Genomic DNA, 14387 nt, shown 5'->3' with positions numbered 1-14387 from the left:
TGTCACACTGAGCGTAGTCGAAGTGTCTTTTAAATTGTAAAAATGAACAACACCATCACAGATACCAATTTTAATTTCCCAAACCAGAAAAGCGTTTATAAAGGAAAAGTTCGCGAAGTTTATAACATCAATGATGATTTGTTGGTAATGATTGCAACCGATAGATTATCGGCTTTTGATGTCGTAATGCCGAAAGGTATTCCGTATAAAGGTCAAATACTAAATCAGATTGCTACCAAAATGATGAAAGCAACTGAAGATTTAGTACCAAATTGGTTGGTGGCAACGCCAGACCCAAATGTAGCAGTGGGACATTTGTGTGAGCCCTTTAAAGTAGAAATGGTGATACGTGGTTATATGTCTGGGCATGCTGCTCGCGAATATAAAGCTGGTAAACGCATGCTTTGTGGTGTGCCAATGCCAGAAGGCATGAAGGAAAATGATAAATTCCCTGAACCAATTATTACGCCTGCTACCAAAGCAGAACAAGGCGATCATGATGAAGACATATCTCGTGAAGATATTTTAGCTAAAGGCATTGTCTCTGAGGCGGACTACTTAGTTCTTGAAGATTATACCAGAAAACTATTCCAAAGAGGCTCGGAAATAGCAGCATCACGTGGACTTATTTTAGTTGATACCAAATACGAATTTGGAAAGACGAAAGACGGAAAAATTGTGTTGATTGACGAAATCCACACACCAGATTCATCACGTTATTTTTATGCCGAAGGATACCAAGAACGTCAAAATAGAGGAGAGGCTCAAAAACAACTCTCAAAAGAGTTTGTGCGTCAGTGGTTAATCGCTAACAATTTTCAAGGATTAGAAGGGCAAACCGTCCCTGAAATGACTGACGAGTACATAACAACGGTTTCGGAGCGTTATATTGAGCTTTACGAGAATATTACTGGAGACACTTTTGTAAAAGCTGATGTGAGCAATATTCAAGAGCGTATTGAGAAAAATGTATTAGGATATTTAAATAGTTAATCCAATTTTAATTTCTCTAGTTTTTTTCGTGATTCAGGATTTTCATTTATAGATAATGCTTTCTCAAAGTTGGCTTTAGCTTTAGCTTTATCCTCGTTGGCTAAATAATAATCTCCAAGGGAATCATATACATTTGAACTTTTTGGATAGTAATCTACATTCATTTTAAAAAACTCACCTGCTAAATCGATTTTCCCCATTTCCATGAGTTGATAGCCCATGCCATTAATCATAGCTTCATCTGGTTTGTTTTCGTAGCCTAGAGTTTTAGTAACATTACTGTAATGAGCTTTCATTCTATCAACAATGTCTGTATTTTCAGCCATAACATCTGCAAAACTGACTTCAAATTGATAAAAGTCAAAAATAAACCTGAGACCATCATAAGTAGTCATTAATGGTGCAGAACCATGATTATCATTCTCATAAAATTTAGATGCAAATAAAAAACCATTATTATTAATTTTATTAAATGCATCTCTAGTATCTAATATGGAGTTTATATGAGCAGTCATAGGTCCTTTTATGTCACGAGTTGTATCTATATCCAAACCTTCTTGCAAAGTATTTGCAATACCTAAGTAAAGTGCTTTTTTATTGTATTTGGCATCATTGAAATCTGTAGTTTTAATGGTATTTAAAAGTAAGGTGTTATCCCACCACATAGAAGGATCAATAGCAATATAACTATTAAAAAGCTCAGGTTTGTCCAAAAGCGTGTCCAAAACTAATAATCCACCAAAAGAATGGCCAATAAACATGCGATATGGCACAGTAGGATAGTTGGTTTCAATATATGGAAATAACTCCTTTTCCATAAAACTCACAAAGTTTTTCCCTCCTCCAGATTGATCTGTTAAGGCTTTTGGTGCCATGGGTGGTTGTGGTTGCGATTTTGTTGGAGTAAGGTCTCTATTTCTATTTGTATTTGGTATGGCAACGACAATCATTTCGGGTGTAATGGTATTTCCATTTATTTGACTGAATTGTTCTATCATACCTACAACCGAAGTAAAATGCGCATCTCCATCTAATAAATAAACTACTGGATATTTTTTATTAAAATTTGCAGGATTAGACATATCATTTGGTGTATAAATCATTATTTTTCGACTTTCGCCTAAAATTTTTGATTCAATAGTTTCAATTTTTCCTATACTAACATCATCTTGAGCATTGATTGAAAAATTAATTGATAATACAAAGAGCAGAAGAACAAGAATAGAATTTTTCATAAAGTGATGGTTTAAAGTGCACGAACTTACGATTAATGAATGAACTTAAGCATTATTTTTATACATTGATGGAAACTGGATTTATCATTTTAGTTTTCAATTCAGATAATTTCTTACTGTTTCCCATTTAGGGTCTTGATTAATTTCATATCCAAAACCTCTAATTAATCCTTCTTTGTTTATTTGAGTTTGAAGCCATTGATGAACTTTTTCAGGGTCATCAAGATATATGTAAACATCCAGAAAAGTGTCATTAAATAAATGTCCAACGTAATGAGCAGTTGTTATTCCTTTTATTTTTTCAAGTAGTTCATTTTCAAATCGATTGGCTGTTGATATTTCTTCCGATTCTGGAAGTCCGTTTTCTTTACAATTTTCCAGTTTGAGTCCAATAGAAATACTTAAACACCAAGGGAATTTCGATTTCTTGTCATAATCTTTATATGACATATTAAATGAACCAACTACTGGATTTCCATTTGTCAGAGTTGCTTCCAAAATCGAAAATTTCTCTTCGGGAAAGATTTTGTCAGATTCAGAGTTTTTATTTTGTCCGTGCCCAAAAAGTGATGTAAGAATTCCCATTGTCAGTATTAAAACTTTATGTTTCATTGTTTTTTTTGCTTGTTGCCAATGTTAAGATAAATTCAGTTTTAATTGATGTTTATCGACTGTTACTGAAGCAAGTTCAGCACAAGTAAACGAAGTTAGCCTTTTAAAATGATAAAATCAATACGTATAATTACGTATACGCATTACTTTTTCTTTTTAGACTTACTTGCTTTAGCCAATGGGTTAAATGCTAAGCATAAGTCTAGGTAGTGCGATAAATCGTTTTCGTTATCAAATCCTTCTGGAGTCACAAAAATATAACCTCGCATTGGACGACCTGTAAAGTCCATTGGTAAGCAATGCTCGTTTTTAATAGCTGTTTTATAAGCGTCTTCACCAATTCTAGCCATAAGTAGGCTATCGCCATATTTTTTATCGATATGAATACCACAAAGCATTTTGTTATCTACTTTAAAGCATAAGCCTCCCATCATTTTAAGTTCGGTAAAGATAGTTCGCTTTTCTTTTAGAGATTGTCTTATTCTGTCAGCTAAATATTCGTCGTATGCCATTACTAAGTTGTTGCTTCGTCTTATGTTATCAGTTCTATTTGCTTTAAAACTAGTCAGGTTTCATTTCAATTTTTTTAAACTCTTTTATTGATTGGTTTGTTGTATTAAACTGAACGCGATCATCAATTGTAAGATTGAATTCAATATCGTAATATTTTTGGTCAATAAATATTTTTTGTTCAGGATTGTTTATACAATAGCTTAACCCTTTTATTCTTTTGGGATAGTAGGTCTTCTTAGCAATGACATATAGAGTTTCCGAAATACTACCTTCGTCATTTTCAAGTTTAGTTGCGAATCCAGGCATTGTCATTTTGTTTTCTAAACTCACGATAATTTGATAGTTGTCCTTACCGTCAATAATAGTATCATTTAATCGCTTAATTGAGTATGAATCCATATTATCTAGAATATACTTGAACTCATATTGCATCCCATAAAGTGTATTATGGCTCCAGAAATGGCTTTTTTTGAAATCAGGAAATTTGACTAAATCGTAAACTCTTGCAATGCTATCTCGGTTGTTTTTTCTTATTAATTTATTACCATCGTAGATATCTTCATAAATTACATTTTCCTTATCGTTTACATACATGTACCAGTGACCTTTTACACCTACAATGGAATCTTTTATCAATCTTTTAAAATACATTTCTCGAAACCGAAAGATTGTATCATTAATATTTTGAGGATTTGACCTCGACATGTCTTGCTTATAGTAAATCGTTTCAATTGTATCTATTGAATGAATGGTCTTTTGTAAAATATTAGAGGCTGTCTCTTTCTCAACACATGCGTATAATACAATTAAAGCGGTCAAGAAATAAAGAATGCTAGTTTTTTTTGTTTTAAATAGACTTCTTATACTGTCTGTTGAATATTCGTCGTATGCCATAAGCTTTTGTCTCTATTTAGTTGTTGCTTATTATGTCTACAAATACTTGTTTATCGGTATCTCCTTCGGTACTTATAAATAAAATATTACTATTGGTATTAATACCAAGGGATTTTTTGACTGTTTTAAAATTAGCATCATTCATAATGGCTAGAAATCCAGCGAAGCCACTAGCACCAGATTCACCCGAAATAATTCTTTTATCATCTGCGGTAGGATAATATAGTTCTCGCATAGCTTTTTTAGTATAATCATCACTGATTTTTATGGAAACGTCTGCACCATTTTTTAATAAACTCCACGCTCCTAAAGAAGGTGTTCCACAATTTAATCCTGCCATGATGGTACTGCTATTCCCTTTTGATGTGGAAATTTTGTTGTTAAAAAACGATAGTAAAATACCATCGGCTTCTTGAGGTTCTACAATCACTATTTTTGGTTTGTTAGCACCATATTTGTTTAGGTAATAATAAATGCCTGAAGCAGCCATACTTCCTACACCTGCTTGTAAAAACACGATATCTATTTTTGGTTTTGAAGCCGTGTGAATACTATTTTCAAGTTCCTTAAATAAGGTTAAATATCCTGCCATTATCATTGCAGGAATTTCTTCGTAACCTTCCCAAGCAGTATCTTGAATTAATGTCCAATTATTGGTATTGCTTGCATTTTCTGCTTCTAGGCAAGCGTCATCATAATTACCATCAACCTGAATGACTTTAGCACCTTCCTGTTCTATGACATTTATACGCTTAAGAGTTGTGTCCCTTGGAACAAAAACCACAGCATTTTTTTTAAACTTTTTTGCAGCCCAAGCGACAGCACGTCCATGATTTCCATCGGTAGCTGTACAAACCGTTTCGATGGATGGATTTTTTTCTAAACATTGTTTAATGGCATACGAAGCTCCTAAAACTTTAAATGCGTTAAGACCAAATCTGTATGATTCGTCTTTAACATAAATAGTTCCAACATTGTGTTTTTTAGATAAGTTAGGCAAGTGAATTAGTGGTGTTGCCTTATAGCCTTTTAAAGATTCATGAAATTTAGTTGCGTTGTGAGCTTTCAATATGTTATTGGTAAAACTATTGCTAATACTATTGTTTGGTATGTTTTGGTAATAAATTTTACTCATGTTAGTTAAAATATCATTTTGATATACTCAAAGAAGTGAATAGTGTGTTTTTAGTAATAGCCATGTCCATATTACGTTTCCGCTTATAAATGATAGTAAAACCTATCGCTAAAGTAATGGTTAATCCTCTAAGAATATTTGGTAGTAAGCCTCCAAGAGCAGTTTCGTCCATGGCAAATAGATTCCATGATAAATTCATTAATGCGTGTAGAAATATTGGAATCCATAAATTATAATTCCATTCTACATATAACCAAGCAAACAAGACAGCTCCCATAAAAGTTACTGTAAATATGCCAAACAACTCAAAAATATCTTGACTTTGGTAAAGGTGCCCCATGGCAAAAACCAAAGCTCCAAAAAATATGGCTGGAATAAAACCAAGCTTTGTGTTTTTAAAGAGTTGACCAAAAAGGAAGCCTCTAAAAAACAATTCTTCTATAAATCCAATGACAATACTTCCTGCTAAAATATTTTGAGTATTAATATCAGCGTTAAAATCAAAGAAAATAATACCTCCTAGTAACATAGGTATTGCGAATAACAAGGCGTAAACAAAAGGTTTGATTATGTTAAGACTTAACCCTAAATCTTTCCAAATGTTTTTATTAAAGTTAATAAGATAGGTTCCAATAAAAAGTGGAATTCCTAGAATTACATAGGTTAAAAAATAGCTCAATAAGCCAAAGTTAGTGATTGGGTCTAGCCAAGTTTTAATTGCTTTAAAATAGTCACGAAAGTAAAGATACATTGAGAAGCAAATGATAATTATAATTATTGTCTTTGCTGTTTTACCTACTTTCATATCTATAAAGTTAGCTCTACTTATAAGTATTTAAATATCTTTATTTGATAACTAGTATTCGTGGGTTAACAGGGTATAACCATTCTATGCCTCTTTCAGTTATCACAGCATCATCTTCTAGAGGAACTCTTAACTTTTTACCTCCCCATTCTGGGATTTTCGTGTAAGCAAATAATTCAATAGAAATTAGATTACTTGGTTTAAGTTCATATCCTAACCTAACAGGATTGAAAAATGCAATTGATGGGCCAATGCCATGTCCCCAATTTCCAACAGAGTGACAACCAATAATAACATCGGTTTTATCAAGATTAGTAAATTTATTAAAGGCTTCCATTTTGTTAAAACCAGCGTTTGTTAAGGCTTCATATACATTGTTTTCTGCTTCTTTGGCAGTGACTCCAGCTTTTATAGTTTTCTTTATGATATCTCTCACTTTCACACCTTGATCAAAAGCGTTTTGAATACCTTCTGGAACACGAGTTTCACCTTCTTTAAGCACATATGCTATACGTTTCATATCTGTGTACATGTTCATAAGACCGACTCCCCAATCAATCATAAGTACATCGCCTCGTTGAATAATTCTATCAGAAGACGTTGCTTCTACACCATCAGGACCAGTAATATAAACTGAAGGCATCCCAAAAGACGAGCCCAAATTATTTTTAAATTGTTGCTCTTTCATCCACCAAGCCACATCTTCGAGGGTTGTGACTCCAGGCGTGATTACTTCATTAGAAAATGCACGTTCGGCAATAGTGTAAGACAGTTCTCCAGCTTCACCATAAATAGCTATTTCACTAGCTACACGACGAGACCTAAAATCAGAAACTAATTTTTCAGCCGATACAAATCGGTTTTGATATTTTTTTCCAAGAATTTCAGAAAGCTCTAGATAACTTGAGTGGCTAAGTCCATCAGCGCCTCCATAGTTTTTAGAAATATTAAGTCCAATTCTTTTCGGATTACGAGCTTCAACAAATGCTTTAAGCTCCGTTTGAGAACCAAAATAATCAAAAGCACCACTTCCTTCCAGAAGGTAGCCGCTAATTCCAAGAACAGCTCTTTCTATTCTGTCACCGCCTTTATCTGTAAATATGTAATAGCCTGTAGAACCAACATAACCTTCTCCCATATCGACATATAAAGGGTCAAAATTTCCTTCTCTATTGGTCACAATCCACATATCTATATTATTTTCTCTCATGGCTTCAGGCAAAACCAAATCGAATTTGTCGTTTCTTACTTGGTTCATTTTTCGCCATCTACGGTGAGATTCTTGACTAAATGTATTAATGCTAAAAAGGAAAATAAGAGAATAAAGAATAGTTTTCATATTGGCTGGTATTATTGGATTGTATTTCAATTATTATTCAAAGCTAAGTTATGGTTTAATAGTGTATTGGTCAATGCTATATATAATCTTGAAAGAAGAAATTATTAACATTGTTAGTTGTTTCAATCATCTTTCTTACATTTATAACTTCAACTAACTAAATTTTCATGGAAAAACTAAACCAAATAACTGAAGCTTTTTCTGGCGCAGTTTGGGGATTACCTTTGTTAATACTACTTATTGGAGGTGGTTTATACTTACTTATACGTTCAAAATTTGCACCTTTTTTAATGCTAGGACATGCTATTCAGGTACTACGAGGTAAGTACGACGACCCTAACGACCCAGGACAAATAAGTCATTTTCAAGCATTGACTACAGCCTTATCCTCGACCATTGGTATGGGAAATGTTGCTGGTGTTGCAGTCGCTATTTCTATTGGTGGTCCAGGAGCAGTATTTTGGATGTGGATAAGCGCAGTTGTTGGGATGTCTACTAAGTTTTTCACATCGACGCTAGCCATTATGTTTAGAGGAAAGGATAGTGCTGGAGAATTGCAAGGTGGACCAATGTACTTCATTATGGAAGGCTTGGGTAAATCTTGGAAACCATTAGCCATTATGTTTGCTTTTTGTTGTATGATTGGCGCATTGCCAGTGTTTAATGTCAATCAGTTAACACAAGCCATCAACGATATTTTATTAGCACCTAATGGTGTTGAAGTAGGTTTCACTTCCAATTTAATTATAGGATTAGTATTAGTTGGTATTACATCTATAGTCATTCTTGGAGGTTTAGGACGCATTAGTAAAACGGCAGCCAAAATGGTGCCTTCAATGGTCTTATTATATTTTGTGTCTGTACTAATCATTTTAGCTGTTAACATTGATGTAGTACCACAGTATTTAAGCTTGATTTTTACGGATGCTTTTGCAGCAGATTACTTCCCTAAAGAGGATACGTTTTTAGGAGGTGTCGTGGGAGCTTTAATTTTGCACGGAATAAAGCGTGGAGCATTCTCAAATGAAGCTGGTTTAGGTACAGCACCATTGGCTCACGGAGCGGCAAAAACAGACGAACCTGTTCGTGAAGGATTAGTGGCTATGTTAGGTCCAGCTATTGATACGTTGGTAGTTTGTACGCTTACTGCTTTGGCTATTTTGGTGACTGGTGTTTGGGAAACAACCTCAAATAATGGCGTGAGTTTAACAGCTTCGGCCTTTGGAGAGGCAATGCCTGTGTTTGGTGAATATTTATTGTTAATATGTATCGCTGTGTTTAGTATTTCATCACTATTCTCCTATTCCTATTATGGCACAAAATGTATGTCCTTTTTAATAGGCGCAGATAAAAAACATTATTACAATTACATATACATTGTCAGTATTATACTGGGAGCCACAACGTCTTTAAGTGCTATGATAAACTTAATTGATGGTGTATTTGCACTTATGGCAATCCCAACAATGTTATCTACTATCATATTAGCTCCAAAAGTCGTCAAAGAGCTAGGAGCTTATAGGCAACGTTTAAAAGAAAACAAAGCATGACACCACAGGAAAAAGCAAAAGCCTACTGGAAAGAAAACATTAGGTATGTTTTAATCTTACTAACGATATGGTTTCTAGCGTCTTATGGTGCTGGAATCATTTTTAAAGATGCGCTTAATAGTATTAGAGTTGGTGGTTTTAAATTAGGATTTTGGTTTGCTCAACAGGGATCTATTTATGTGTTTGTTATTCTCATATTCGTTTATGTTCGCTTAATGAACAAGCTTGATAAAAAATATGGCTATGATGAATAAAACATTATTAATCGAAGCCGTAAGTGTTCAAAACTGGACGTACATTTTAGTTGGTGTGACGTTCGCAATTTATATTGGTATTGCTATCTGGTCTAGAGCGAGTTCTACAAAAGAGTTTTATGTTGCTGGCGGAGGTGTGTCTCCTTGGGCAAATGGTATGGCTACAGCAGCCGATTGGATGAGTGCTGCATCATTTATTGGTATGGCAGGAATTATCTCGTTTGCAGGCTACGATGGCGCTGTGTATTTAATGGGATGGACAGGAGGTTACGTATTATTAGCTTTATTGTTAGCACCTTATTTACGTAAGTTCGGAAAGTTTACAGTCCCTGATTTTATTGGAGACCGCTATTATTCTGATACTGCTAGAATTGTGGCTGTTATTTGTGCGCTTTTAGTGTCGTTTACATATGTTGCAGGTCAAATGCGAGGTGTTGGTATTGTGTTCTCTCGTTTTCTTGAAGTAGACATTAATACAGGTGTTATCATCGGAATGTTAATCGTACTCTTTTATGCTGTTTTAGGAGGAATGAAAGGGATCACCTATACTCAAGTAGCTCAGTACTGCGTGCTCATATTTGCTTTTATGGTACCTGCTATTTTTATTTCTATTCAAATGACAGGAAATCCAGTTCCTCAATTAGGTTTTGGAGGAGAATTAGCTGATGGCTCAGGAACCTATTTGTTAGATAAGTTAGATGGACTAAGTACAGAACTAGGTTTTGCCGAGTATACCGAAGGCTCAAAATCTTTAATAGATGTCTTTGCAATCACTTTGGCATTAATGGTAGGAACCGCTGGATTACCTCATGTTATTGTGAGGTTTTTTACGGTTAAGCGAGTTAGAGATGCTCGTAAATCTGCAGGAATTGCATTGCTTTTAATTGCAGTTCTATACACAACAGCACCAGCAGTAGCAGTGTTTGCAAGAACGAATATGATTGAAACGGTTTCTAATCAACCTTATAGTGACGTACCACAATGGTTTAAAAAATGGGAAACTACAGGTTTAATCACCTTTACAGATAAAAATAACGATGGACTGATTCAATATGTCGCTGATGAAGCACAAAATGAGTTAGTAGTAGATAGGGACATTATGGTATTAGCAAATCCAGAAATTGCCAATTTACCTAATTGGGTTATTGCACTGGTAGCCGCTGGTGGTTTAGCCGCAGCATTATCTACAGCAGCAGGATTGTTATTAGTCATTTCATCATCTGTATCGCATGATGTGATTAAGAAAGTATATAACCCAAACATCTCTGAAAAAGGGGAATTAATCGCTGCTCGTATCTCAGCAGTAGGAGCAGTTTGTGTGGCAGGATATTTTGGAATTAATCCACCAGATTTTGTAGCAGCGGTCGTCGCCTTGGCATTTGGCTTAGCGGCAGCCTCATTTTTTCCAGCAATCGTGTTGGGAATTTTCTACAAGCGCATGAATAAAGAAGGCGCTGTGGCTGGTATGGTGGTTGGTATAGGGATTATGTTATACTATATTGTTAAATATAAATTTGGGTGGCTAGATGACACTATTCCAAATAAAAGCGAATGGTGGTTTGGTATTTCTCCTGAAGGTTTTGGAGCAGTGGCGATGGTTATTAATTTTATAGTTTCCATTACTGTCATGAAATTTACGAAAGCACCACCTGAAGACGTTCAAGAGATTGTGGAGAATATTAGAATTCCGAGTGGAGCGGGAGAGGCTTCTAATCATTAATAAATTTAATTATGAAACTCATTTTAAGTATACTTTGTATTGGCTTTGTTTTAAATATAAACGCCTTTCAAGTAGAACCAGCTTTAGATATTTTAAGAGATTACGTTAAGGTTCGTGACTTTACGATGAATAATAATGAAACCGAAGCTTACGTCTCTGCACAAAGCTATCTAGAAGAGAAATCGGTTATTATAAGAATCACAAAAGAGAATGGAACATGGAATAAAGTAGATATTGCTTCTTTTTCTGGAACCTATAAAGACTTAGAACCTTTCTTAAGTCCAGATAATTTAAAACTCTTTTTCGTGTCTAACAGACCTCTAACCAAAGGAGGTAAATTAAAAGATGTCGATATTTGGTATGTAGAAAGAGCTACAACATCTAGTGAGTGGTCTAAGCCCAAAAACATAGGAGCTCCAATTAATACGGAAGCAGATGAGTTTTACCCTAGCGTTGCAAAAAATGGCAACCTATATTTTACATCTGTTGGTCATAACGCCATGGGTGAAGACGATATTTTCGTAAGTGAATTTAAAGACGGAACATATTCAAAACCTGTAGCACTTAAAGGCGGTGTTAATACCAAAAGTTACGAGTACAATTCATTTATTTCACCAAACGACGATTATTTGATATTTGGAGGCTATGCAAGAAAAGATGGTTTAGGAAGTGGCGATTTATATATCAGCTTTAAAAACGATGATAATACTTGGACGCAAGCCAAAAACATGGGAGACAAAATCAATTCTAAGTATATGGACTTTTGTCCTTTTGTAACAAATTCAGGTACACAGCTATACTTCACGAGCAGACGCAGTAATATTGATGCTAACAAAAGCATCACATCTGCAAAAAACCTATTGAATGTATTTAATGGATATCAAAACGGTTTTAATAGAATATACAAAACAAGTTTTGATGTTAACGCTTTCAAAGACTAAAGGCTTCAAATCATTAATTAATCAACGTCTTGTCTGTTCGAGTGTTTCGCGAAGCGAAATGTATCGAGAACCATATTAAGATACATCTCGATACATCCTTTGTAAGGCTCAGGACACTCGATGTGACATATAATAATCAATGTCTTGTTTGTTTGAGTTGAGGCTTTAGACGAAGTATCGAGAACCTTGTTAGTATGCTTCTCGATACAATTTTTCTATGAAAAACCACTCGAAGTGACATTAAATTTTTAATTTTAGATTTCTAAAGTCAAGCATAAATCTATGAGCAATTACCACATAAAACACCTCGAAGAATATTATCAAGTTTATAGAAAGTCTGTACAAAATCCCGAAGTATTTTGGGAGGAAATAGCCGAAGAACATTTCATCTGGCGAAAAAAATGGGATAAGGTCTTGTCATGGGATTTTACAAAACCAGAAGTAAAATGGTTTGAAGGCGCACAGCTTAATATCACAGAGAATTGTATCGATAGACATTTAGCGACTCGTGGAGACAAAACAGCTATTTTATTTGAGCCAAATAATCCAGACGAACCAGCTGAACATATTACCTACAAGCAATTATACGCTCGCGTTAATAAGTTCGCCAATGTTTTAAAAGCACAAGGCATTAAAAAAGGCGATAGAGTTTGCATTTATGTACCTATGATTCCTGAATTGGCTATCTCTGTATTAGCTTGTGCAAGAATAGGCGCTATTCACTCTGTGGTGTTTGCTGGATTTTCGGCAAAAGCTTTAGCGACTAGAATAAACGATTCCGATTGTAAAATGGTCATTACTAGCGATGGTTCTTATCGTGGTGCAAAAACAATTGACTTAAAAGGCATAGTAGATGACGCTTTAGAGAATTGCTCATGCGTAGAAACAGTATTGGTAGCAAAGCGTATCAATTCAGATATTACTATGAAAGAAGGACGTGACAAATGGTTACAACCCTTATTAGACGAAGCCTCTCCTGAAGGCAAAGCTGAAGTGATGAATGCCGAAGACCCTTTATTTATTCTCTATACCTCAGGTTCTACAGGCATGCCAAAAGGGATGGTGCATACAACCGCAGGTTATATGGTATATGCGGCGTTTTCGTTTAAAAACGCTTTTCAGTATAAAGAAAAAGATGTGTATTGGTGCACCGCAGATATTGGTTGGATTACAGGACACAGTTATATTGTGTATGGTCCACTAGCCAATGGCGCAACTACGGTGATGTTTGAAGGCATACCCAGTTATCCAGATTTTGGACGCTTTTGGCAAATAGTAGAAAAACATAAAATCAACCAATTTTATACCGCACCAACTGCTATTCGTGCCTTGGCAAAACAAGGTGTCGAGCTAGTAGAAAAATACGATTTATCATCCTTAAAAGTATTAGGTTCGGTAGGCGAACCTATTAATGAGGAAGCATGGCATTGGTATAACGACAATGTTGGTAAAAAGAAATCACCAATTATAGATTCTTGGTGGCAAACCGAAACTGGAGGTATCATGATTAGTCCAATCCCGTATGTAACGCCAACAAAACCAACCTATGCCACCTTACCATTTCCAGGGATTCAACCCTGTTTAATGGATGAAGAAGGCGAGGAGCTAAGCGGTAATCAAGTAAGTGGTCGTTTGTGTATTAAATTCCCTTGGCCAAGTATGGCAAGAACCATTTGGGGAAATCACCAACGTTATAAAGACACCTATTTCTCTGCTTTTGCAGATATGTATTTTACAGGTGATGGTGCTTTACGTGACGAAGTAGGCTATTATCGAATTACAGGTCGTGTGGATGATGTGATTATCGTGTCTGGACATAATTTGGGGACAGCTCCCATTGAAGATGCAATCAACGAACATCCAGCTGTGGCAGAATCTGCTATTGTGGGCTTTCCGCATGATGTAAAAGGAAATGCCTTATATGGGTATGTGATATTAAAAGATACTGGCGAATCTAGAAACCATGATAATGTACGTAAAGAGATTAACCAGATTATTACAGAACATGTTGGACCTATTGCGAAGTTGGATAAAATCCAGTTTACCGAAGGTTTACCAAAAACACGTTCTGGGAAAATTATGCGTCGTATATTACGTAAAATAGCAGATAACGATACTAGTAATTTAGGTGATACAAGTACCTTGTTAAATCCTGAAGTGGTAGAAAGTATTATTGAAGGCGCTAAAGATTATAAAAACACCAATTGGTAACATTAACCGAACTGTCACTTCGAGTAATTTGCGAAGTATGAGCAAATAGTATCGAGAGAGTAAAATTATATATTAATGTCAGTTCGAGTGAAATTGCGTAGCAATTTAGTATCGAGAACCTTATTAAACTACATCTCGATACAAAACCTCTCAAGTTCGGTTTCACTCGATGTGACAAAGAAACA

General features: G+C 35.1%; 13 protein-coding genes. 6 read left to right on the top strand and 7 right to left on the bottom strand.

Features of this window, described 5'->3' with window-relative positions; translation table 11 throughout:
* Positions 1 to 42: 42 nt before the first annotated feature.
* Positions 43 to 993 carry a phosphoribosylaminoimidazolesuccinocarboxamide synthase gene (locus HB672_RS11620; protein ID WP_167769703.1) on the top strand — a complete coding sequence of 317 codons (951 nt, stop codon included), beginning with the start codon at positions 43 to 45 and terminating at the stop codon, positions 991 to 993.
* On the opposite strand, the gene HB672_RS11615 is transcribed toward HB672_RS11620, so the two are convergent.
* From HB672_RS11615 to HB672_RS11585, 7 genes are all read right to left on the bottom strand, one after another.
* Positions 990 to 2228: an alpha/beta hydrolase-fold protein gene (locus HB672_RS11615; RefSeq protein ID WP_167769702.1), complete on the bottom strand. Its 1239-nt coding sequence runs from the start codon at positions 2226 to 2228 to the stop codon at positions 990 to 992. The genes HB672_RS11620 and HB672_RS11615 overlap by 4 nt on opposite strands.
* A gap of 96 nt (positions 2229 to 2324) precedes the next feature.
* A complete protein-coding gene (locus HB672_RS11610) occupies positions 2325 to 2840 on the bottom strand; it encodes a DUF695 domain-containing protein (protein ID WP_167769701.1) in 516 nt (171 codons plus the stop codon).
* Positions 2841 to 2983: 143 nt separating this feature from the next.
* Positions 2984 to 3352, bottom strand: a complete 369-nt coding sequence (locus HB672_RS11605) for a TfoX/Sxy family protein (RefSeq protein ID WP_167769700.1) — start codon at positions 3350 to 3352, stop codon at positions 2984 to 2986.
* Between the two features lie 49 nt (positions 3353 to 3401).
* Entirely contained in the window at positions 3402 to 4247 is an 846-nt protein-coding gene (locus HB672_RS11600; protein WP_167769699.1) for a hypothetical protein, read from the bottom strand.
* 16 nt (positions 4248 to 4263) lie between these two features.
* The gene (locus tag HB672_RS11595) at positions 4264 to 5382 is read right to left on the bottom strand and encodes a diaminopropionate ammonia-lyase (protein ID WP_167769698.1); all 1119 of its coding nucleotides are present in this window, start codon (positions 5380 to 5382) and stop codon (positions 4264 to 4266) included.
* Positions 5383 to 5395: 13 nt separating this feature from the next.
* Complete coding sequence (locus HB672_RS11590) at positions 5396 to 6187, bottom strand: type II CAAX endopeptidase family protein (RefSeq protein WP_167769697.1); 792 nt, start codon at positions 6185 to 6187, stop codon at positions 5396 to 5398.
* Between the two features lie 40 nt (positions 6188 to 6227).
* Complete coding sequence (locus HB672_RS11585; RefSeq protein ID WP_167769696.1) at positions 6228 to 7526, bottom strand: M24 family metallopeptidase; 1299 nt, start codon at positions 7524 to 7526, stop codon at positions 6228 to 6230.
* 167 nt (positions 7527 to 7693) lie between these two features.
* On the opposite strand from HB672_RS11585, the gene HB672_RS11580 reads away from it, so the two are divergent.
* From HB672_RS11580 to acs, 5 genes are all read left to right on the top strand, one after another.
* Positions 7694 to 9076 (top strand): alanine/glycine:cation symporter family protein, encoded by a 1383-nt coding sequence (locus HB672_RS11580; RefSeq protein WP_167769695.1) that lies wholly within the window; start codon positions 7694 to 7696, stop codon positions 9074 to 9076.
* Positions 9073 to 9330, top strand: a complete 258-nt coding sequence (locus tag HB672_RS11575; RefSeq protein ID WP_167769694.1) for a DUF4212 domain-containing protein — start codon at positions 9073 to 9075, stop codon at positions 9328 to 9330. Before HB672_RS11580 ends, HB672_RS11575 begins: the two co-directional genes overlap by 4 nt.
* Positions 9323 to 11050, top strand: coding sequence for a sodium:solute symporter family protein (locus HB672_RS11570; protein WP_167770190.1), 1728 nt, complete (start codon positions 9323 to 9325; stop codon positions 11048 to 11050). Before HB672_RS11575 ends, HB672_RS11570 begins: the two co-directional genes overlap by 8 nt.
* A gap of 11 nt (positions 11051 to 11061) precedes the next feature.
* Complete coding sequence (locus HB672_RS11565) at positions 11062 to 11991, top strand: PD40 domain-containing protein (protein WP_167769693.1); 930 nt, start codon at positions 11062 to 11064, stop codon at positions 11989 to 11991.
* A gap of 282 nt (positions 11992 to 12273) precedes the next feature.
* A complete protein-coding gene (gene acs / locus HB672_RS11560; protein ID WP_167769692.1) occupies positions 12274 to 14202 on the top strand; it encodes an acetate--CoA ligase in 1929 nt (642 codons plus the stop codon).
* The last annotated feature ends 185 nt before the right edge of the window (positions 14203 to 14387 follow it).

Origin of the sequence: Gaetbulibacter sp. S0825, from assembly GCF_011777505.1 — a bacterium.
GTDB lineage: Bacteria > Bacteroidota > Bacteroidia > Flavobacteriales > Flavobacteriaceae > Pontimicrobium.
This window is presented reverse-complemented; position numbering and strand designations above follow the sequence as displayed.

Coding starts and splice junctions, on each gene's coding strand:
- HB672_RS11620 (WP_167769703.1), top strand. CDS start 43: ATGAACAACACCATCACAGATACCAATTTTAATTTCCCAAACCAGAAA.
- HB672_RS11615 (WP_167769702.1), bottom strand. CDS start 2,228: ATGAAAAATTCTATTCTTGTTCTTCTGCTCTTTGTATTATCAATTAAT.
- HB672_RS11610 (WP_167769701.1), bottom strand. CDS start 2,840: ATGAAACATAAAGTTTTAATACTGACAATGGGAATTCTTACATCACTT.
- HB672_RS11605 (WP_167769700.1), bottom strand. CDS start 3,352: ATGGCATACGACGAATATTTAGCTGACAGAATAAGACAATCTCTAAAA.
- HB672_RS11600 (WP_167769699.1), bottom strand. CDS start 4,247: ATGGCATACGACGAATATTCAACAGACAGTATAAGAAGTCTATTTAAA.
- HB672_RS11595 (WP_167769698.1), bottom strand. CDS start 5,382: ATGAGTAAAATTTATTACCAAAACATACCAAACAATAGTATTAGCAAT.
- HB672_RS11590 (WP_167769697.1), bottom strand. CDS start 6,187: ATGAAAGTAGGTAAAACAGCAAAGACAATAATTATAATTATCATTTGC.
- HB672_RS11585 (WP_167769696.1), bottom strand. CDS start 7,526: ATGAAAACTATTCTTTATTCTCTTATTTTCCTTTTTAGCATTAATACA.
- HB672_RS11580 (WP_167769695.1), top strand. CDS start 7,694: ATGGAAAAACTAAACCAAATAACTGAAGCTTTTTCTGGCGCAGTTTGG.
- HB672_RS11575 (WP_167769694.1), top strand. CDS start 9,073: ATGACACCACAGGAAAAAGCAAAAGCCTACTGGAAAGAAAACATTAGG.
- HB672_RS11570 (WP_167770190.1), top strand. CDS start 9,323: ATGAATAAAACATTATTAATCGAAGCCGTAAGTGTTCAAAACTGGACG.
- HB672_RS11565 (WP_167769693.1), top strand. CDS start 11,062: ATGAAACTCATTTTAAGTATACTTTGTATTGGCTTTGTTTTAAATATA.
- acs (WP_167769692.1), top strand. CDS start 12,274: ATGAGCAATTACCACATAAAACACCTCGAAGAATATTATCAAGTTTAT.